This is a genomic window from Limibacillus sp. MBR-115, from assembly GCF_040549425.1.
Taxonomy (GTDB): Bacteria; Pseudomonadota; Alphaproteobacteria; order Kiloniellales; family CECT-8803; genus Limibacillus; species Limibacillus halophilus.
This window is the reverse complement of sequence record NZ_JBEPTJ010000004.1, coordinates 254,276-270,811: the sequence shown is the minus strand read 5'-3', so window position 1 is coordinate 270,811 and position 16,536 is coordinate 254,276. Positions and strand designations below refer to the sequence as shown.

Annotated in this window: 14 protein-coding genes; 8 read left to right on the top strand and 6 right to left on the bottom strand. The window is 60.4% G+C overall.

Going from position 1 to position 16,536, the window contains the following annotated elements; translation table 11 throughout:
- Positions 1-62: 62 nt before the first annotated feature.
- Both ABIE63_RS10965 and moaB read left to right on the top strand, forming a co-directional pair.
- The gene (locus ABIE63_RS10965) at positions 63-1,850 is read left to right on the top strand and encodes a lytic transglycosylase domain-containing protein (protein ID WP_354504510.1); all 1,788 of its coding nucleotides are present in this window, start codon (positions 63-65) and stop codon (positions 1,848-1,850) included.
- A 1-nt stretch (position 1,851) separates the two neighbouring features.
- The gene (gene moaB, locus ABIE63_RS10960) at positions 1,852-2,400 is read left to right on the top strand and encodes a molybdenum cofactor biosynthesis protein B (RefSeq protein WP_354504508.1); all 549 of its coding nucleotides are present in this window, start codon (positions 1,852-1,854) and stop codon (positions 2,398-2,400) included.
- On the opposite strand, the gene ABIE63_RS10955 is transcribed toward moaB, so the two are convergent.
- Positions 2,397-3,056, bottom strand: coding sequence for a TIGR04282 family arsenosugar biosynthesis glycosyltransferase (locus tag ABIE63_RS10955; RefSeq protein ID WP_354504507.1), 660 nt, complete (start codon positions 3,054-3,056; stop codon positions 2,397-2,399). The two genes, moaB and ABIE63_RS10955, sit on opposite strands and share 4 nt — an antisense overlap.
- On the bottom strand, positions 3,053-3,745 hold the full coding sequence (locus ABIE63_RS10950; protein ID WP_354504506.1) for a TIGR04283 family arsenosugar biosynthesis glycosyltransferase: 693 nt from the start codon (positions 3,743-3,745) through the stop codon (positions 3,053-3,055). Before ABIE63_RS10950 ends, ABIE63_RS10955 begins: the two co-directional genes overlap by 4 nt.
- A gap of 144 nt (positions 3,746-3,889) precedes the next feature.
- On the opposite strand from ABIE63_RS10950, the gene ABIE63_RS10945 reads away from it, so the two are divergent.
- From ABIE63_RS10945 to uvrC, 6 genes are all read left to right on the top strand, one after another.
- Positions 3,890-4,996, top strand: coding sequence for an aminoglycoside phosphotransferase family protein (locus tag ABIE63_RS10945; RefSeq protein ID WP_354504505.1), 1,107 nt, complete (start codon positions 3,890-3,892; stop codon positions 4,994-4,996).
- A gap of 70 nt (positions 4,997-5,066) precedes the next feature.
- Positions 5,067-6,149: a PA0069 family radical SAM protein gene (locus tag ABIE63_RS10940; protein WP_354504504.1), complete on the top strand. Its 1,083-nt coding sequence runs from the start codon at positions 5,067-5,069 to the stop codon at positions 6,147-6,149.
- A 111-nt stretch (positions 6,150-6,260) separates the two neighbouring features.
- A complete protein-coding gene (msrB, locus tag ABIE63_RS10935) occupies positions 6,261-6,674 on the top strand; it encodes a peptide-methionine (R)-S-oxide reductase MsrB (protein WP_354504503.1) in 414 nt (137 codons plus the stop codon).
- A gap of 22 nt (positions 6,675-6,696) precedes the next feature.
- Positions 6,697-7,482: an SDR family oxidoreductase gene (locus ABIE63_RS10930; RefSeq protein ID WP_354504502.1), complete on the top strand. Its 786-nt coding sequence runs from the start codon at positions 6,697-6,699 to the stop codon at positions 7,480-7,482.
- A 16-nt stretch (positions 7,483-7,498) separates the two neighbouring features.
- Complete coding sequence (locus ABIE63_RS10925) at positions 7,499-7,900, top strand: dihydroneopterin aldolase (protein ID WP_183416846.1); 402 nt, start codon at positions 7,499-7,501, stop codon at positions 7,898-7,900.
- A 491-nt stretch (positions 7,901-8,391) separates the two neighbouring features.
- Positions 8,392-10,314 carry an excinuclease ABC subunit UvrC gene (gene uvrC / locus ABIE63_RS10920; protein ID WP_354504577.1) on the top strand — a complete coding sequence of 641 codons (1,923 nt, stop codon included), beginning with the start codon at positions 8,392-8,394 and terminating at the stop codon, positions 10,312-10,314.
- A gap of 28 nt (positions 10,315-10,342) precedes the next feature.
- Here uvrC and mutL read toward each other — a convergent pair whose 3' ends face one another.
- The 4 genes from mutL to ABIE63_RS10900 form a co-directional block, all read right to left on the bottom strand.
- Entirely contained in the window at positions 10,343-12,151 is a 1,809-nt protein-coding gene (gene mutL, locus ABIE63_RS10915) for a DNA mismatch repair endonuclease MutL (RefSeq protein ID WP_354504501.1), read from the bottom strand.
- Positions 12,152-12,240: 89 nt separating this feature from the next.
- On the bottom strand, positions 12,241-13,524 hold the full coding sequence (locus ABIE63_RS10910) for a glucose-6-phosphate isomerase (RefSeq protein WP_183416848.1): 1,284 nt from the start codon (positions 13,522-13,524) through the stop codon (positions 12,241-12,243).
- A 109-nt stretch (positions 13,525-13,633) separates the two neighbouring features.
- Positions 13,634-15,034 carry a pitrilysin family protein gene (locus ABIE63_RS10905; RefSeq protein WP_354504500.1) on the bottom strand — a complete coding sequence of 467 codons (1,401 nt, stop codon included), beginning with the start codon at positions 15,032-15,034 and terminating at the stop codon, positions 13,634-13,636.
- Between the two features lie 16 nt (positions 15,035-15,050).
- A complete protein-coding gene (locus tag ABIE63_RS10900; RefSeq protein ID WP_183416850.1) occupies positions 15,051-16,400 on the bottom strand; it encodes a pitrilysin family protein in 1,350 nt (449 codons plus the stop codon).
- Positions 16,401-16,536 lie beyond the last annotated feature (136 nt).

The window sequence follows — 16,536 nt, the reverse complement described above, 5'->3', positions numbered from 1 at the left end:
GCTCAACGATCAAGGAACCGCTATTGCCATCCCCTTGTAGGATTTCCACAGCAATTGTGAGGATGGCAGCCTTTATCTGTCTGCTAGTGGTCAGCCTTGTGCTTTCCGGCGAACCGGCGATCGCCGCGGACAAGGTGGAGGCCACTGGGGTCCAGAGCCTGCCAAGGCTACTCAGTCAGGCCGACGCAGAGCGCTACCAAAAGATCTTAGCTTTGCAACGCCGCGGCCAGTGGGATGCTGCAGACGGGATAATTTCCGAACTGGAAGATCCCCTTTTGCTGGGGCACGTTCTTTTCCAGCGCTACATGCACCCAACCGCCTATCGGTCGCGTTATGGCGAACTGGCGGCGTGGTTACGGGATTACCGAGACCATCCCGGCGCGGACCGCATCTACAAGCTTGCCCTTCAGCGGCAACCGGCATCGGCACCGGCGCTCGTCGAACCCAGAGCAAGCGGTGTCCTGCTGCCTCCCTTCTCCCTGGCGCTCGACCGGACGCCTGCTTATGTCTCGCCCCGGGCTCGCAGTTCTTCAGAAAGGCAGCAGGCTACGGAAATCCTGACGCAGGTCCGGCGCAACGTAATGCGCGACCGACTGAGCGCGACCGAGGCTTGGCTTGCCAGCGCCGAGGTCCGGCAGGTTCTGGATCAGGTCGAGCTCGATGTTGCCTACGGTGAGGTTGCAGCAGGCTGGTACTATTTGGGGCGCGACGACCGCGCCCTGGCCTTGGCCGCACCGGCGGCTAAGCGCTCCGGCGCCATGGCGCCCTATGCGACTTGGATCGCCGGGTTGGCAAGCTGGCGGCTGGAAAGGTTCGAGGACGCCGGCGCCTTCTTCGGAAAGCTCGCTGGAAAGGGGCGCGCGTCACCTGCAAACCGTGCTGCCGGCGCATACTGGGCTGCGCGTGTCGCGTTGCGGTTGAAGCAGCCTCAGGCCATGAGCCACTGGCTTAGACTCGCCGCCGCCGAAGGCCATAGCTTCTACGGCCTCTTGGCCCGCGACGCCCTCGGCATTGCGGCAGTGCCGTCGATCCCGCCGAGCAATCTGGCGGCGCTCGGCGGTTTGGAGGCCAATCCGGCTATCAAACGCAGCATGGCCTTGCTGCAGATTGACCGCCGTGATCTCGCGGAGGCGGAACTTCTCCAATCCGGTGGTTGGGAGGAAGAAGTCGGTGCGCGTCAGTTGCTCATTCTGGCTGATGCCGCCGGGCTGCCGCACCTGTCCTATCGCTTGGCCGGGCAGCTCCTTCGTCTGGGTGTCGCGCCCGATGACCCGCATGTCATTACCGGCCTTTATCCTCTGCCGCACTGGAAACCGGAGAGCGGGTTCCTCCTCGACCGGGCCTTGATCTTCGCGTTTGTGCGCCAGGAGTCCCGCTTCGATCCGCGGGCACAAAGCAGCTCAGGCGCACGCGGCTTGATGCAGATATTGCCGTCGACAGCCAGCTACATCTCCGGAGACTCCCGCTATAGCAACGGCCGTTTACGAAATCTTTACATTCCTGAAGTAAATCTTGATCTCGGCCAGAGCTACCTTAGCTATCTGCTGGACCAGTCGATGGTGGAAGGTGATCTGTTTCGGCTTGCGGCCGCCTATAACGGCGGCCCCGGTAACTTGTTGAAGTGGCAAAGGGAAACCGACCACCGCTATGACCCGCTACTCTTCATCGAATCGCTGCCATCGCGCCAGACTCGGTTTTTCATCGAACGCGTGTTGGCAAACTTTTGGATGTACCGGGCGAGACTCGGACAGGAATCACCTTCATTGAAAACACTGGCAGCCGGTGATTGGCCTCACTATTTATCCTTGGATGACCCCCTTCAGGAGGCCGCACGGCGCGGCACGGAATAGCATGGCGCGAATTGACGAGACACTTCCATTTCTTCCCGTAAACGTTGCAGTTCTGACCGTGTCCGATACGCGCACGCCGGAAACCGACAAATCAGGCTCTCTTCTGGAACGCATGATCCAGGAAGACGGCCACAAGGTCGTGCAGCGCGAAATCGTGACCGACGACCAGACCGGTATCGCGCGCGTCCTGCATCGTTTGATCGAAGATCCCCTGATCGATGTCATCATCACCACGGGCGGCACCGGGGTAACGGGACGCGACGTGACGCCGGAGGCCCTGCGCCAGGTGATGGACAAGGAAATCGAGGGCTTCGGCGAGCTGTTCCGCTGGCTGAGCTACGAAAAGATTGGGACCTCCACCATGCAGAGCCGGGCTGTCGGCGGCGTGGCGCGCGGCACCTACCTCTTCGCCCTGCCGGGTTCGCCCAGCGCCTGCAAGGACGGTTGGGGGCAAATCCTGCGCTATCAGCTCGACAGCCGCCACAGACCCTGCAACCTCGTCGAACTGATGCCCCGCCTCCAGGAGCACATGAACAAAGCCGCCGGTTAAGCGCTGCTGCGCCAACGCGCCAAATCATCGGCGGTGTCGATGTCGATGAGCGGGCGAAGAAGCGCGAGGTCTGCACCTTGTGCTTCCAGGTTGGCCGCGGTGTCTGCGCGCGAGGAACTGCCACCCCAGCGCACCTGGTCGAAGGGGTCGTGCCGCAAGGCGCCGTTCGCCAAGCCACGCCGCAGGCCGATCAACCAGTAGCCGCCATCCTCCGATGGCCCCAACACCGCGTCGTGGCGCTGTAGACTCTGGAAGGCAGAGGCTATATCGGCGCGCTCAATGCCCGGAATATCCGACCCAACGATCACCAGCGGACCCGGCGGCAGAACTGTAAAAACCCGTGCCATGCGCCGGCCGAGATCGCCTTGCCCCTGACCCAGGAGACGCACCCCGCGCGGGAGAGGCCACAGGCCCCCACAGCCGCCCGCACCCCCGGCGTAGGGCCCGGAGGCAGTCTTCGGATCCGGCGTGACCGCAAGCCAAGCGGTCCAGCGCCGGTCGCAACCCAAGCGGCGCAGCAGCGCCGCCGTGGTATCGCGGTGAAAGCGCCAGGCGGCCACCGCCCCCAAATCGCGCGCCAGGCGCGTCTTGACCGTCCCCAGGCGCGGCGCCCGGGCAAAGATCACGAGATGGCGTTGCAGCGGTCCCAAGGTCACCGGTAGCGCTCCGCCAGCCACGTCGGCGACGCACCCAGGAAGTAGAGCCCCAACAGCCAGAGGTTCTTGAACGGCCGCCGCCACCAACCGTCCTGACGGTAACGCGCCGCGGAGGTCACGGCGATCAGATTCAATGGACTCAAACGGCGGCGGCCAATCTTACGGACCAGGGCCACATCCTCCATCAGGGGTTGGTCCGGATAACCGCCCAGATCCTGATAGAAAGCGCGGGCGATCAACAGACCCTGGTCACCGTAGGGAAGACCCAAAGCCCTTGCGCGCCAGTTCGCCAGGGCCGCCACGCGTGCCGCGGCGCTGCCCGGCTCGTCAAAGGCCAGTCTGCAATAACCGGCGCGGCGGCGGTTGCCCGCATCGCCGATAAAATCGAGAACGACCCGCCGCCAACCGTCACCCAGGCGCGTATCATCGTGCAGGAAGAATAGCCATTCGCCGCGCGCTGCTTCGGCGCCCTGGCGAAGCTGCGGCCCCCGCCCCTTGGGTGCTGCGATGATACGGGCGCCGGCCGCACCCGCTAGCGTGACGCTGGCATCGCTCGACCCGCCATCGACGATCACCAACTCACATTCGAGCGCGCGCGCGCCGTTACCCGCAGTGAGGGCCGCCAGGCATCCAGGCAAGCGCTGAGCGCCATTGACCGTTGGAATAACGATGGAAAGCGATGTCTGCATATCCTGCCCGTGATAGCACGCCGGCGCGCGGCGTGATATGCCTTCCGATAGGTCCGGCGGCCACGATTTTATGATCGCTGGACTTCTTGGCAAACGTCGGTAAAGCGCGTGGGGACGGGCTTTTAGGGGTACGCGGTCGGAAAGATGGTGGAAACGCAGATCATACGAGCCTTGCACGCGCGGCTGACCGCCGTTGCAGGCTTTTACCGCCTGCCCATCGAGGCGCTTGAAGAGATGGATGCCAAAGGCTTGGCGCACGATCACCTGCGGGTAAAGGGTACAGGCTGGTTGCTGCGTGTCCCCAAACAAAGCCAGTTCGGGTTTTCCGCAAGCGAAAACCTAACCTATCAAGCCGCTTGCTTCGGGCGGGTCGGGGCCAGCGGTCAGGCGCCGCGCCTGAGAAGTGTTTTCGAGCCGGGCCCCGATCTGCCCATGGGGGCGCTCCTGGTTGAGGAAATCAATGGCATGGCGCCCATTCTGCCGCGCGATCTTCCTCTCCTGGCCGAAGCCATGGCGCGGGTTCATGCCCTGCCCCTGCCGCCACCTGCGGAACGGCCGCCGCTGGAGGATCATAGCGACCCGGTCGCCGGGATCCTCAAGGAGATCGAATCCCAGGCGCGCTATTTAAAACCTGCCGGATTGGACCCGCGTGCCGAAGCCGCCATCGAAGGTGAACTTGATTGGGCCCGCTCCTTTGCCGCTGCGGTTCGACGCCGAACATCGCCGCAACCGGTGACATTGGTTCTGACGGACACGCATCCCGGCAACTTCCTGATCACCAGCAGCAAAGCGGTCATCGTCGATCTTGAGAAGGCCCTCTACGGTGCGCCCGGTATCGATCTTGCTCATGCAACGGTCTATTCCTCGACCACTTGGGACAGCGCCACCTATGCTGTTTTGACGTTGGCGGAGATCGCCGGTTTCTATCGAACTTATCTGACTCAGGTCGCCGCGCTTAAAAGTATGGACTTTGCCGTGCAGCTGGAGCCCTGGCTGATTCCGATGCGGCGCCTTTTGCTGCTGCGTGCGCTGACATGGTGCGCACTCTGGCGCGTCGAGCATAAGAAGGCCGCAACCAGCGACAAGACCTCCGCAGCCGAGACACGCGATTGGTCTGCCGATAACACCGATGCCACAGTGATCGACCATGTCCGTGACCGGGTCGATCACTACCTGAGCGGCGACACGGTCGCCATGATGCAGTCCGAATGGTTGGAATCGCCGACGCTCGAAGGCCTTATCGATCTCTGACACCATTTTAAAGTTCTTGTTTTGTTCTGTTTCTCTGCTACCCTCTCGATAAGCAGAAAGGATAGCGGCGATGACGAGGCAAGGTGTCCATAAAGGCAGAGGCGCGTTGTCCAACAGCGATGGTCGTTATGAGCGGTTCCAGCATGAAGCCGTCGACGATGGGTGGGGTTCTTTGGAAGCGGAAAGCGAGCATGAAAAACCGCAAACTCAAATCCAACCGGATCGCAGTCGCAGCATCCTGGCACACAACGATTCACCAGATGTGCCCTTCGATCGCTCGATCAATCCCTATCGCGGTTGCGAGCATGGTTGCGTCTACTGCTTCGCACGGCCGACGCATGCCTTTCTAGGGCTTTCTCCGGGTCTCGATTTCGAAACCAAACTCTTCGCCAAGTATGACGCCGCATCCTTGCTGCGCCGGGAGATCAGCCGTCCTGGATACCAACCCTCGCCGATAGCTCTGGGTGCCAACACCGACCCCTATCAACCCTTGGAAAAGAAGCTGACGCTCACGCGGCAGATTTTGGAGGTTTTGGCGGAAGCGAAGCACCCGGCCACCATCGTCACGAAATCCGCGCTGGTGCTGCGTGATTTGGATATTCTGACGGCAATGGCAAAGCAGCGCTTGGTGCGGGTTTGCGTCTCGCTCACCAGCCTTGACCCGCGGCTTTCCAGAATCATGGAGCCGCGTGCCGCCAGCCCGCAAAGGCGGTTGGACACGGTTGCGGCTCTCAGCCGGAACGAGGTTCCGGTTACCGTTCTGACTGCCCCATTGATCCCGGCAATCAACGATCATGAATTGGAGGCACTCCTTGAGGCAGCGGCAGAAGCCGGCGCGGGGCACGCGGGTTATGTTCTCTTGCGCCTGCCATTGGAAATCAAGGATCTCTTCGAAGAGTGGCTGGAAACACATTTCCCGGATCGAAAGAACAGGGTACTGGCACGCCTCAAGGCGATGCGCGGCGGTAAGCTGTACGATGCGCGCTTTGGCCGCAGGATGTCGGGCGAAGGACCCGAAGCACAACTGTTATCGCGGCGCTTCAAACTGGCCTGCAGGCGGCTGGGCTTGGAGCCTAACCGTGAAACCTGGTCTTTGGATGTGAGTCTTTTTCGCAGACCCATGGAAGACAAAGGTCAAATGAGCCTGTTATAAGGCTCTCACGAAATGTGAACGGCCTTGAACCGGAAACGCTGGACAGTAAGCTGCGCCGCGCCCACCTTTTCTCGCAGGCAAGTCAGGTTCGAAGTCAGGAGATTGTATGCCATGACCCAGCGAAAATTCAGCCAGGACGAATTGCGTCAGAGACTCTCGCTAGAGGCTTATCACGTGACCCAGGAGGAAGGCACCGAGCGGGCCTTCACGGGTAAACTTTGGGACAACAAAAAGGCTGGCACCTACCACTGCGTGGTCTGCGGCGAAGCGCTCTTTGCCGGTGATCATAAGTTCGATTCGAGAACGGGATGGCCCTCGTTCTGGCAACCGGTAAGCGAAGCGGCGGTAGAGACCAAGACCGACCGGAAACTGTGGATGAAGCGGACGGAGGTGCATTGCGCCACTTGCGGCGCGCACCAGGGGCATGTCTTCGAGGACGGCCCGCAGCCGACCGGCTTGCGATACTGCATAAATTCAGCCTCACTCACCTTCAAGGCAAAGGAAGGCGACGGCGAGGCTTCTTAAGCAAGATGGAGAAAGAAACGGCATGAGCCCCAGGGTGCATGACAAAGACTATCCTAAGGCGGCTTTGGTTACCGGCGGCGGTAAACGCATAGGGCGCGCCCTGGCGCTCAAGCTGGCCAAAGAGGGGTATGCCGTCGCGGTGCATCACAATCGTTCCTCGAGCGAGGCGCTTGCCGTTGTGCGCCAGATACGCGAGAGCGGCGGGAAAGCGGTCGCGCTGAAGGCAAACTTGGCAGACGAATCACAGGTCGCCGAGCTGCTGCCGGAGGCGCAGCGAGCCCTGGGTCCACTCGGTGTCTTGGTCAACAACGCCTCCACCTTCGAATGGGATACTGTTGCAAGCACCGACCGGAAGACGTGGGACATGGCCATGGAGCCCAACCTGCGGGCGCCTTTCGTCCTCGGCCAAGCCTTCGCGAGAGCTTTGCCGGATTCCGCCTGTGGCGTCATCGTCAACATGCTGGATCAGCGGGTTTGGAACCTGACACCCTATTTCATGAGTTACACAGTCTCCAAGGCGGCGCTTTGGACGCTCACACAGACCATGGCGCTGGCGCTGGCTCCGCGCATCAGGGTGAACGGCATAGGCCCCGGCCCGGCACTTCCCAGCCCGCGCCAGAGCGACGAAGAGTTTCGTCGCATGGCGCGGTCCATGCCCCTGGGCCAGGGCACCAGCCCCGAAGAGATCGCTAGCGCACTGTCATTCATCCTTGCGGCGCGTTCCATGACCGGGCAGATGATAGCGCTGGACGGCGGCCAACATCTCGCCTGGAGCCTACCCAAAGACACCCGCCCCCCACAGGAATGAATGAGCACGAGGTATCATGACTTTGGATATTCCCGACCCCAAAGCGCTCGGATGCGTTGTCAGCGGGCAGAAAATACGGGTGCACAATATGGTTGTGGAAAGCCATATCGGATATCCCGACTGGGAACGTGAGGAACGACAACGCCTCAGGCTGGACCTGGAAATGACGACGCGGGTGATCCGCCCCCTTGACGACACAATCCATCACGTCGTGGATTACGGCCCCATCCTGGATCGCATCCGCGAAATCTGTGCAAACAGCCGTGCCCGTCTGTTAGAGGTATTGGCCGACCGGATCGCCGCGACCTGTCTTGAAGCTGAGTTTGTCGAATCCGTCACTGTATCGATTGGCAAGCTGGAACTTTGCAACGATGCGGAATCTGTGGGTATCGAAGTTACTTGGCAAAGAAACACTTAAAGATTCGGATATTCGGCAAGCAATTTTGGACCCCACTTTGAGGCTTTCACCTCTCGGTTAATTTCAAGCAAGGTCGTTAAGTCTTTGGAATCAATGACGCTGGTCCATCGCATCAAAGGCGAAAGTTTTACACAGTCAATTTGAGGGTTCCTTGTAGCACAGTGAGTCAATGTAAAAAAGACGATCGTGACATTTTAATTGCAGTTGACAGGCCGTACTTATAATAAAATCAATGGGTTATAAACTTTGCCCAAAAATTAGGCAAAGCATAGAAAGGCTAGGAGGGCCTAGGAGGGGACCACCTCCCCGAGAAGTTAATCACAGCTTTGTCCACAGGAATGGTGGATGACTGCGGGAACGGTTTTCCGAAGGATCAACAACCCTTAGAATTTATTTGCAAATCCGCAACAGACCCCGAAGGCATCATGGCCCAACGAAAAGGAACCAGACGACCGAAGGACCTGAGCCAAGGCGGCAAGCGGGCACCTATGATGCTGGCCGAAGAGGCTGAGGCTTACCGGGCCGAAGCAAAGCCGGAAGCGGAATCCAAAAATAGTCCACGCGGCATTTCCCGCGGTGTCGAAGCCATTGCCGCAACAGTGCGAACTCTGCCCCATCAGCCGGGCGTCTACCGGATGCTCGACAGGCGTGGCGATGCGCTCTACGTGGGAAAAGCCCGCGACCTCAAGAAGCGTGTCGCAACCTATACACAGATACAAAAATTGCCACGCCGCCTACAACGTATGGTCGCGTCAACGCAATCCATGGAGGTTGTCACAACCGCCAGCGAAGTCGAGGCCCTGCTGCTGGAAAGCAATCTGATAAAGCGATTGATGCCTCGCTACAACGTCCTGCTGCGCGACGATAAATCCTTCCCTTACATCCTGATTACCGGGGATCACGCCTTCGCACAGATCACCAAGCATCGCGGCGCGCACAATCGGCCGGGCAAGTACTTCGGCCCCTTCGCTTCGGCCGGCGCGGTCAACCGCACGGTGACGGCTTTGGAGAAGGCCTTCCTGCTTCGGTCTTGTTCCGACCATGTGTTTTCCAGCCGTACACGCCCCTGCTTGCTGTTTCAGATCAAGCGGTGCTCAGCGCCCTGCGTCGAGCGCATCAGTCAAGAAAATTACGCCGCGTTGGTGGATCAGGCACAGGCCTTCCTCTCGGGAGCCAGCAACCAGATTCAGCGCGAACTGGCGAGCCGGATGGAGGCCGCCTCCAATGCTCTCGATTTTGAAACGGCGGCCATTTACCGCGACCGCGTGCGGGCGCTGAGCCACATTCAGTCGCACCAGGAAATCAATATTGAAGGGTTGGAGGATGCCGATATCCTGGCCTTGGCCGAGGAGGGCGGACAGACCTGCATTCAAGTTTTCTTTTTCCGCGGCGGGCGGAATTACGGCAACCGGGCCTACTTCCCAAGCCATGACAAAAGCGAAAACGCCGAGGCGGTCCTGGGTGCCTTTATCGCCCAATTCTATGATAACAAGCCTCCGCCGCCAGATATTGTGATGAGCCATCAAGTGCCGCAAGCAAGCCTGTTGGCTGAAGCGCTGAGCTTGAAGGCCGGTCGCAAGGTGCGCCTTGCCAGACCCCTTCGTGGCACCCGCCGCAAGGTGATGGAGCAAGCACTGAACAATGCGCGCGAGGCTTTGGCGCGGCGGTTGGCGGAAAGTTCCGCGCAACGCAAGCTGCTGGCCGAGCTTGGCGATCTCATGGGATTGGACGGCACACCGGAACGGGTCGAGGTCTACGACAACTCTCATCTGCAAGGTACGTCCCCCTACGGCGCAATGATTGTCGCCGGGCCGGAAGGATTCCAGAAGAACGCCTATCGAAAATTCGGCATCCGCAGTCCGCAAACGGAAACCGGTGGTGACGACTACGGAATGATGCGCGAGGTCATGCAGCGGCGTTTCAGCCGGGCCCAGAAGGAAGACCCCGACCGCGACAAGGGTCAATGGCCCGATCTTGTCCTGCTCGATGGTGGTAGGGGCCAGCTATCGGTCGCCCTGGAGGTATTGGCGGAGCTTGGAATTGACCAGCAACCCATCGCCGCCATCGCCAAGGGTCCCGACCGCGATGCCGGTCGTGAACGAATTTTTCTGCCGGGCCGTGAACCGATCCTGTTGGCGCAGCGTGACCCCGTACTCTATTTCATTCAGCGTCTGCGCGACGAAGCCCACCGCTTTGCCATCGGCTCGCACCGTCTGGGCCGCGCCAAAAAGCTCACGGCATCACCACTGGACGAAATTTCAGGGATCGGCGCGCGGCGCAAAAAAGCTTTGCTGCTCCACTTTGGTTCCGCCAGAGCCGTCAGTCGCGCCGGTCTTGCCGATTTGACGGCTGTTGAAGGCATCAGCGAAACCGTGGCACAAAAAATCTACGATCACTTTCATCCGCAGCCATGAGGAGTGCCTGGCCTCCGGCCCGGATGGGTCAGCGCCGACCGAAGAGCTTCTCGATGTCGGCGAGCTTCAGTTCGACATAAGTCGGGCGCCCATGATTGCATTGCCCCGAGTGAGGCGTCGCCTCCATTTGCCGCAACAACGCATTCATCTCCTCCGCCGCGAGGCGGCGTCCGGCACGGACGGAGCCATGACAGGCCATCGTACCGCAGACCTCACCCAAACGCTCGGTCAAGGCGAGCGCCTGATCCATTTCGGATAGCTCATCGGCGAGATCACGTACCAGCCCCTGCACATCTAGTTTGCCGAGCAGCGCCGGCACCTCGCGCACCACCACCGCACCAGAACCGAAGGCCTCCAGCACCAACCCCAGCGCCGCCAATTCTTCGGCTCGATCAGCTAGGCGGCGAGCATCTTCCTGTTCAAGTTCCACGACTTCGGGGATCAGGAGTATCTGTCGGGCGACGCCTGCACCCGCCATCTGCTCTTTCATGCGTTCATAGACCAGGCGCTCATGCGCGGCATGCTGGTCGACGATGACGATGCCATCTGCGGTCTGAGCGACGATGTAGGTCTCGTGTAGCTGTGCGCGAGCGGCGCCCAACGGGAAGTCGGTTGCCGGGCCGCTAGGCTCCTCCGGCGCGCCGTCAATACTCCGGGCACTGCCGTCGGGCGCAAGCGGCTCGCCTGCCAAGCCGGACAACGGCGCCTGATAGTCAAAGCCGCGATCCGAAAGACCGCGGGGCAAGGCACTCCCCCGGTAGCTGCCCGCGTAGTTTCCAGGTTGCTCCCGACGGAATGCGCCCAACGCACCTTCCGCCACCGTCGTGCTGGCCCTATGCCCGGCTTCGGCGAGCGCATGGCGGCAGGCGCTGACGATCAAGCCGCGCACCACGCCTTGATCGCGAAATCGGACCTCGGCTTTCATGGGGTGAACGTTGACGTCCACCTCATCGGGCGGAATATCGAGAAAGAGCGCCAGAAGCGGATGGCGGTCATGCGCCAAGAAATCACGATAGGCGCCACGAACAGCGCCGTAGAGCAGCTTATCGCGAACCGGTCGCCCATTGACGAAGAGGTACTGCAATTGACTCGTCGATCGGTTGAGCGTCGGCAGACCGATAAACCCCGACAGGCGAATGCCCTCGCGTTCAGCTTCGATAGGCAGGGCATTCTCGCCAAACTCCCGCCCCATGATGGCGCTCAGGCGCTTGAGGCGTTGGTCGAAAAAGTCTCCCTGTCCGGCGGGCAGGCGGAGATGATCCCGGCCATCCTCTTCCAGCGAGAAGGCAACCGAGGGGTTGGCCATCGCCAAACGCTTGACGATGTCGAGTGTGTAACCGGTCTCGGTTCGGCTTTGCTTGAGGAATTTGAGCCGCGCCGGGGTCGCAAAGAAAAGGTCACGAATTTCAACCCTCGTGCCGCGATCCAACGCCGCCGGCTTCGGCTTTTGTTGCTTGCCACCTTCCACCACCAGGGCCCAGGCTTCGTCGGCACCGCTCTGGCGGCTGGTCAGTGTCACCCGTGCCACGGCGGCGATTGACGGCAAGGCCTCCCCCCGGAATCCCAAATGACGGATATGCACCAGGTCGTCATCGGGTAATTTGGAGGTGGCATGCCGTTCCACGGCCAATTCCAACTCTTCGCGTGTCATGCCGCAACCATCATCGGTGACGGCGATTAACGCCTTGCCGCCATCGCGCAGGCTGACATCAACCCGTCGAGCGCCAGCGTCCAGAGCGTTTTCGATCAGCTCTTTAACTGCCGATGCCGGACGCTCGACCACTTCGCCGGCGGCGATTTGGTTGACCAGGGTTTCCGGCAGTCTGCGGATTGGCATAGCGAACTCTCCCAGTGCCGCGGCACGTACCACGGCCTCCTAGACCCCAACTGGCTCCTACCCCCGGAGGCCGCGTCCGTTGGCGGCTCTCAGACCTCCTTCAGGTAATCGCGTGCCAGACGTTTTCCGGTCTCGACCGCAGGCTGGCCGAAGGGATCGACACCGAACAAGTCCGCAGCCAGGATGGTTTCCAGCATGAAATGCATGAAAAGCGATCCTAACTCATGCTCGTCGAGTCGCTGCAGTGTCAGTCGGCGAACCGGCCGACCGGCCATAAGCAGACTGTCCGCCGTGGCTTGCGCCGACGCCCTCAAAAGATCCCCCATCTTGTGACCGCGCAGGTATCGCAAGTCAGGGTCGTGCGTCAAATCTTCGGCAAAGCGTGCACCGCCCCCATTTTCCTCCAACTCGATGAAGGTGAAGAGCTTGTCATCAGGCCCATCGAGATAGAGTTGCAACTGACTGTGCTGGTCTACCGTGCCCAGCGCGTTGATCGGTGTCGTACCCTGCTTTTCCTTGCCCAGACTTTCCGCCCAAATCTGTCGGTACCAGTAACCGAAGGGCTGTAAACGGTCGCTGTAGGGCATCATGATCGACTGGCTGATACCCCGCGTTTGGCAAAGGCCAACAGAGATCGCGGCGCCTACCGCGGGCAAGTTTTCGTCGCTCTCACCCGATACCAGACAGCGGTTCAACGCCTCAGCGGCACCTGCGCGAAGGGCCGCACAGTCCAGCCCGGCCAGACGCGCCGGTAGCAACCCGACATTGGTCAAAACCGCAAACCGTCCGCCGATATCGGTCACATGATCGGTTCTCGGTAAGGAAAAGCGCGCTGCCAAACGACTGAGCGCGGAATCGCGCTGCTCGGTCAGAACAAGAAAGTGCGCGGGCAAGGCAGCTTCATCCAAGGCGCTGCGAAAAAAATCCAAAACCAGCGCGGCTTGCGCCAAAGTCTCGGCGGTGCCGCCGGATTTGGAGATAACGATGACGCCGGCGCGCGCCGGGTCGCAGTCCGCCAGACGATCCGAGACGCTGACCGGATCGACGTTCTCCAAAAAGATAAGCCGCGGTTTGGATGAAAACCCCGCCAACCGGGTGATTGTCCTGGCGCCGAGCGAAGAACCGCCGGTTCCCAGAATAAAAATCTGATCGAAGGACTCCCGGAACCGGGTCGCCAAAGCCTCTATCTCGTCCAGATCCGATCGCCACTCCGGCACCTGCAGCAACGCCATCTGGCCACTTGTCCGCTGCCTGGCAAGGCCTTCGCAGGCCCGCACGGCGCGGCGCAGCATGCCGCGATAGGTTGCCTCCGCCAGTCCTTGTTCGCCGATAACGCTGGCCAAGCAACCGTTGCTGTCAATCCTGTAGCTCATATCTGTTCACTGCCCCCCATTTTTTCATAGAAGAACCGCGCCGGTTCCACAATGCAAGGGAAGAAAGCGAACAGGAAGACATTGAGCCCCCGACCCTATCGCCCGGGCCCTACCCCTGGGTTTTTCCTTCGGTGTCGGCGGGCTGCCCAGCCGGCGGCTCCTCTGGCGCCGCGCGGGTTGGCACGACGTTCTGCGGCTGTCCGACAACGACTACCGTCAAGTTCTTCACATCAAACAGCTTACGGGCGACGCGGCGGGCATCCTCCAGCGTGACCGCGTCGATATAGTCGTTTCGGCGCTCCAGGTAATCGATCCCAAGATTTTCGATCTGCATGCCCAACAACATGCCTGCGATCCGCCCGCTGTTGGAGAACCTAAGTGGGAATGAGCCGGTCAGATAGGTCTTGGCCGCTTCCAATTCCTCTGCCGTCGGCCCTTCTTCGGCCAAGCGTTCCCACTCCGCACGGATCAAATTCAAGGAATCGCCCACTCGTTCACCCGCGGTTGCGACGCCGCCATAAACCAACGCCGTATGGTCGAGCGGCAGCAGATAAGAGTATACCGAATAGGCAAGTCCACGCTTCTCCCGCACCTCGGCAAACAGGCGGGAGGTGAAACCGCCGCCGCCAAGGATGTGGTTGACCACGTAGGCGACGTAGTAATCCGGGTCGTCACGCTTTAGACCCGGTTGGGCAAAGGCAACGATGGATTGCGGAATCGGCGCGTCGATCACGACCGTTTCACCCAGGTTGGCCGGCGCGACATCGGCAACCAGGGTCGTATCGCCGGCCGCTGGCAGCGCGCCAAACGCTTCGTCCAGCAGGCTCGCAAGCTCGCTCGCCGTGATATCGCCTACGACACCAATTTTCAGGCGTTTCAGGTTCAAACGTTCGGCCACGAAGGCCCACAGGTCCTCGCTATCAATCGCTGCAATGCTGTCTACCGTTCCCGAGGTTTCGCGCCCATAGGCATGATCCGGATAGAGCAGTTGCCAGAGCGTCCTTCCCGCCAGCGCGTCGGGGTCTTTTTCGCGCCGCGCTATACCGGTCAGTATCTGCGCCTTGATGCGCTCCAGCGGTTCGGCGTCGAAACGGGGCTCGGTGAGCGAAAGCCGCAAAAGTTCCACAGCCTTTTCCCGATTACGCGTCAAAGTCCGCAAGCTGCCGGAGAAGGTATCCTTGCTCGCACTGTAAGAAAGGCTGATCGAATTGTTTTCCAAGGCCGTTCTGAAGGCCGTTGAGTCATAAGAGCCCGCCCCCTCGTCCAACAGGCCAGAAACCATGTTGGCAAGCCCTTCCTTGCCGGCCGGGTCTAAAGCCGCGCCGCCGGAAAACGCGAACTCGATCGCAAGAATCGGATTGCTGTGATCTTCGATCAACCAGGCTTCAATTCCGCCTGGGCTGAGGACTTTCTGTACCTCCGCGGCACGCACCGAAGCCGCGAGCGAGAGGATTGTCAGGAGGGCGAGCCCAGCAACAGCCGAGAGCCGCAAAAATCTGAGATGCAGCATGTTACGCTTTCCTCTCTTAGCTCGTAGGCTTTGGCAATAGCAGGCGCGTGACCGAGCTATTGTCCTTTAGAATGGCGCGGGCCGCCGCTTCCACCTGCTCAGGGGTCACCGCCTCGATACGTTCCGGCCAAGATTCAATATCATCCAGAGTCTGGCCGGTTACCAACGCTTGTCCAATAGCACGGGGTGCCGTGGAAAGGTCGTCACGCGCGAAAATCGCTGCGGCGGTAAGACGTTGCTTGGCATCGCTCACCTCCTGCGGCGTGACACCCCCTTCCAAAAGCGTGGCAATCTCGGCTCGCAGCGCCTCTTCTGCTATCTCCACGTCCACACCGGGCCTAGGCGAGATGTAGAGGCCGAAAGATGACAGATCATAGTCGCTGGCGTCGTACCAGCTTCCGGCGCCTGCCGCCAACCCCTGGTCAACCACCAGGCGTTGGTATAGTCGGGAAGAACTAGCGCCACCAAGCAATTCGGAAAGAATTTCCAACGCGTAGGGATCAGCCTGCGCGAATTCATCAGTGCTCCGATTGTAGCTTGGCGCGAGATACTCGATCGAGAGAGAGGGCTGGCGCACCTGCTCGCTTTCCAAGGAAACACGGCGCGGGGCCGTCTGTGGTGGTTCGCTTGGACGCACGCGGTCTGGAACATCGCGGCGGGGCACAAGTCCGTATGTCGACTCGGCAAGCGGCTTCACCTCTTGTGCCGTGACATCGCCGGAGATCACCAACACGGCATTGTTAGGGGCATACCATTGCCGATAGAAATCGATAGCATCCTGGGTCGTCAGCGCAGAAACCTCCTGCGGCCAACCGATAATCGGCGTTCCGTAAGGGTGATGCAAAAACAGTGATGCACGAGCCATTTCCGAAAGCCGCCCACCCGGCTCATTGTCGGTCCTGCTGCGGCGCTCCTCCAGGACCACGTCCCGTTCCGGCAAAACAATGGCATCGACCAGTTTCAGATTGGCCATGCGATCCGCCTCGTGGCGCATCATGATCTCAAGACGGTCCTTTGCAACGGTCTGATAGTACCCGGTGTAGTCCCAGGAGGTGAAGGCGTTCTCGCTGCCGCCATTGGCGGCGACGATCCTGCTGAACTCGCCCGGTGCAAGCTTATCGGTTCCCTTGAACATGAGGTGTTCGAGAAAGTGGGCGACACCCGATTTTCCGACGGGTTCGTCCGCGGCGCCGACCTTGTACCAAAGCATATGCGTGACGATGGGTGCGCGCGCATTGTTCACAACAACAACCTGCAGACCATTGTCCAACGTGAAGGATTCGGGATCGAAGATGCGCGCAAAAGCCGGAACCGAGAGCGCCAGCAAAACCGGCAGAAACAGTAATGGTAAGGTGAATCGGCGCATGCTCTGCATTCCCATCTTGTTTCATCTACCCACACTTGCGACAGCCGCCACGAGGAGCAGCCTGCTCAGTAGATAGCGCGAAAGGAAGCTTACGCAACTGCAGGATCGCGGATTTGGCAGGCGCGCACGATAGTTT

Bases quoted from the DNA above. Each gene is read 5' to 3' on its own strand.
- ABIE63_RS10940 (WP_354504504.1), top strand. From the start codon at position 5,067: ATGACGAGGCAAGGTGTCCATAAAGGCAGAGGCGCGTTGTCCAACAGC.
- moaB (WP_354504508.1), top strand. From the start codon at position 1,852: ATGGCGCGAATTGACGAGACACTTCCATTTCTTCCCGTAAACGTTGCA.
- ABIE63_RS10905 (WP_354504500.1), bottom strand. From the start codon at position 15,034: ATGCTGCATCTCAGATTTTTGCGGCTCTCGGCTGTTGCTGGGCTCGCC.
- ABIE63_RS10950 (WP_354504506.1), bottom strand. From the start codon at position 3,745: ATGCAGACATCGCTTTCCATCGTTATTCCAACGGTCAATGGCGCTCAG.
- uvrC (WP_354504577.1), top strand. From the start codon at position 8,392: ATGCTGGCCGAAGAGGCTGAGGCTTACCGGGCCGAAGCAAAGCCGGAA.
- ABIE63_RS10910 (WP_183416848.1), bottom strand. From the start codon at position 13,524: ATGAGCTACAGGATTGACAGCAACGGTTGCTTGGCCAGCGTTATCGGC.
- ABIE63_RS10965 (WP_354504510.1), top strand. From the start codon at position 63: ATGGCAGCCTTTATCTGTCTGCTAGTGGTCAGCCTTGTGCTTTCCGGC.
- ABIE63_RS10900 (WP_183416850.1), bottom strand. From the start codon at position 16,400: ATGCGCCGATTCACCTTACCATTACTGTTTCTGCCGGTTTTGCTGGCG.
- mutL (WP_354504501.1), bottom strand. From the start codon at position 12,151: ATGCCAATCCGCAGACTGCCGGAAACCCTGGTCAACCAAATCGCCGCC.
- ABIE63_RS10945 (WP_354504505.1), top strand. From the start codon at position 3,890: ATGGTGGAAACGCAGATCATACGAGCCTTGCACGCGCGGCTGACCGCC.
- msrB (WP_354504503.1), top strand. From the start codon at position 6,261: ATGACCCAGCGAAAATTCAGCCAGGACGAATTGCGTCAGAGACTCTCG.
- ABIE63_RS10930 (WP_354504502.1), top strand. From the start codon at position 6,697: ATGAGCCCCAGGGTGCATGACAAAGACTATCCTAAGGCGGCTTTGGTT.
- ABIE63_RS10925 (WP_183416846.1), top strand. From the start codon at position 7,499: ATGACTTTGGATATTCCCGACCCCAAAGCGCTCGGATGCGTTGTCAGC.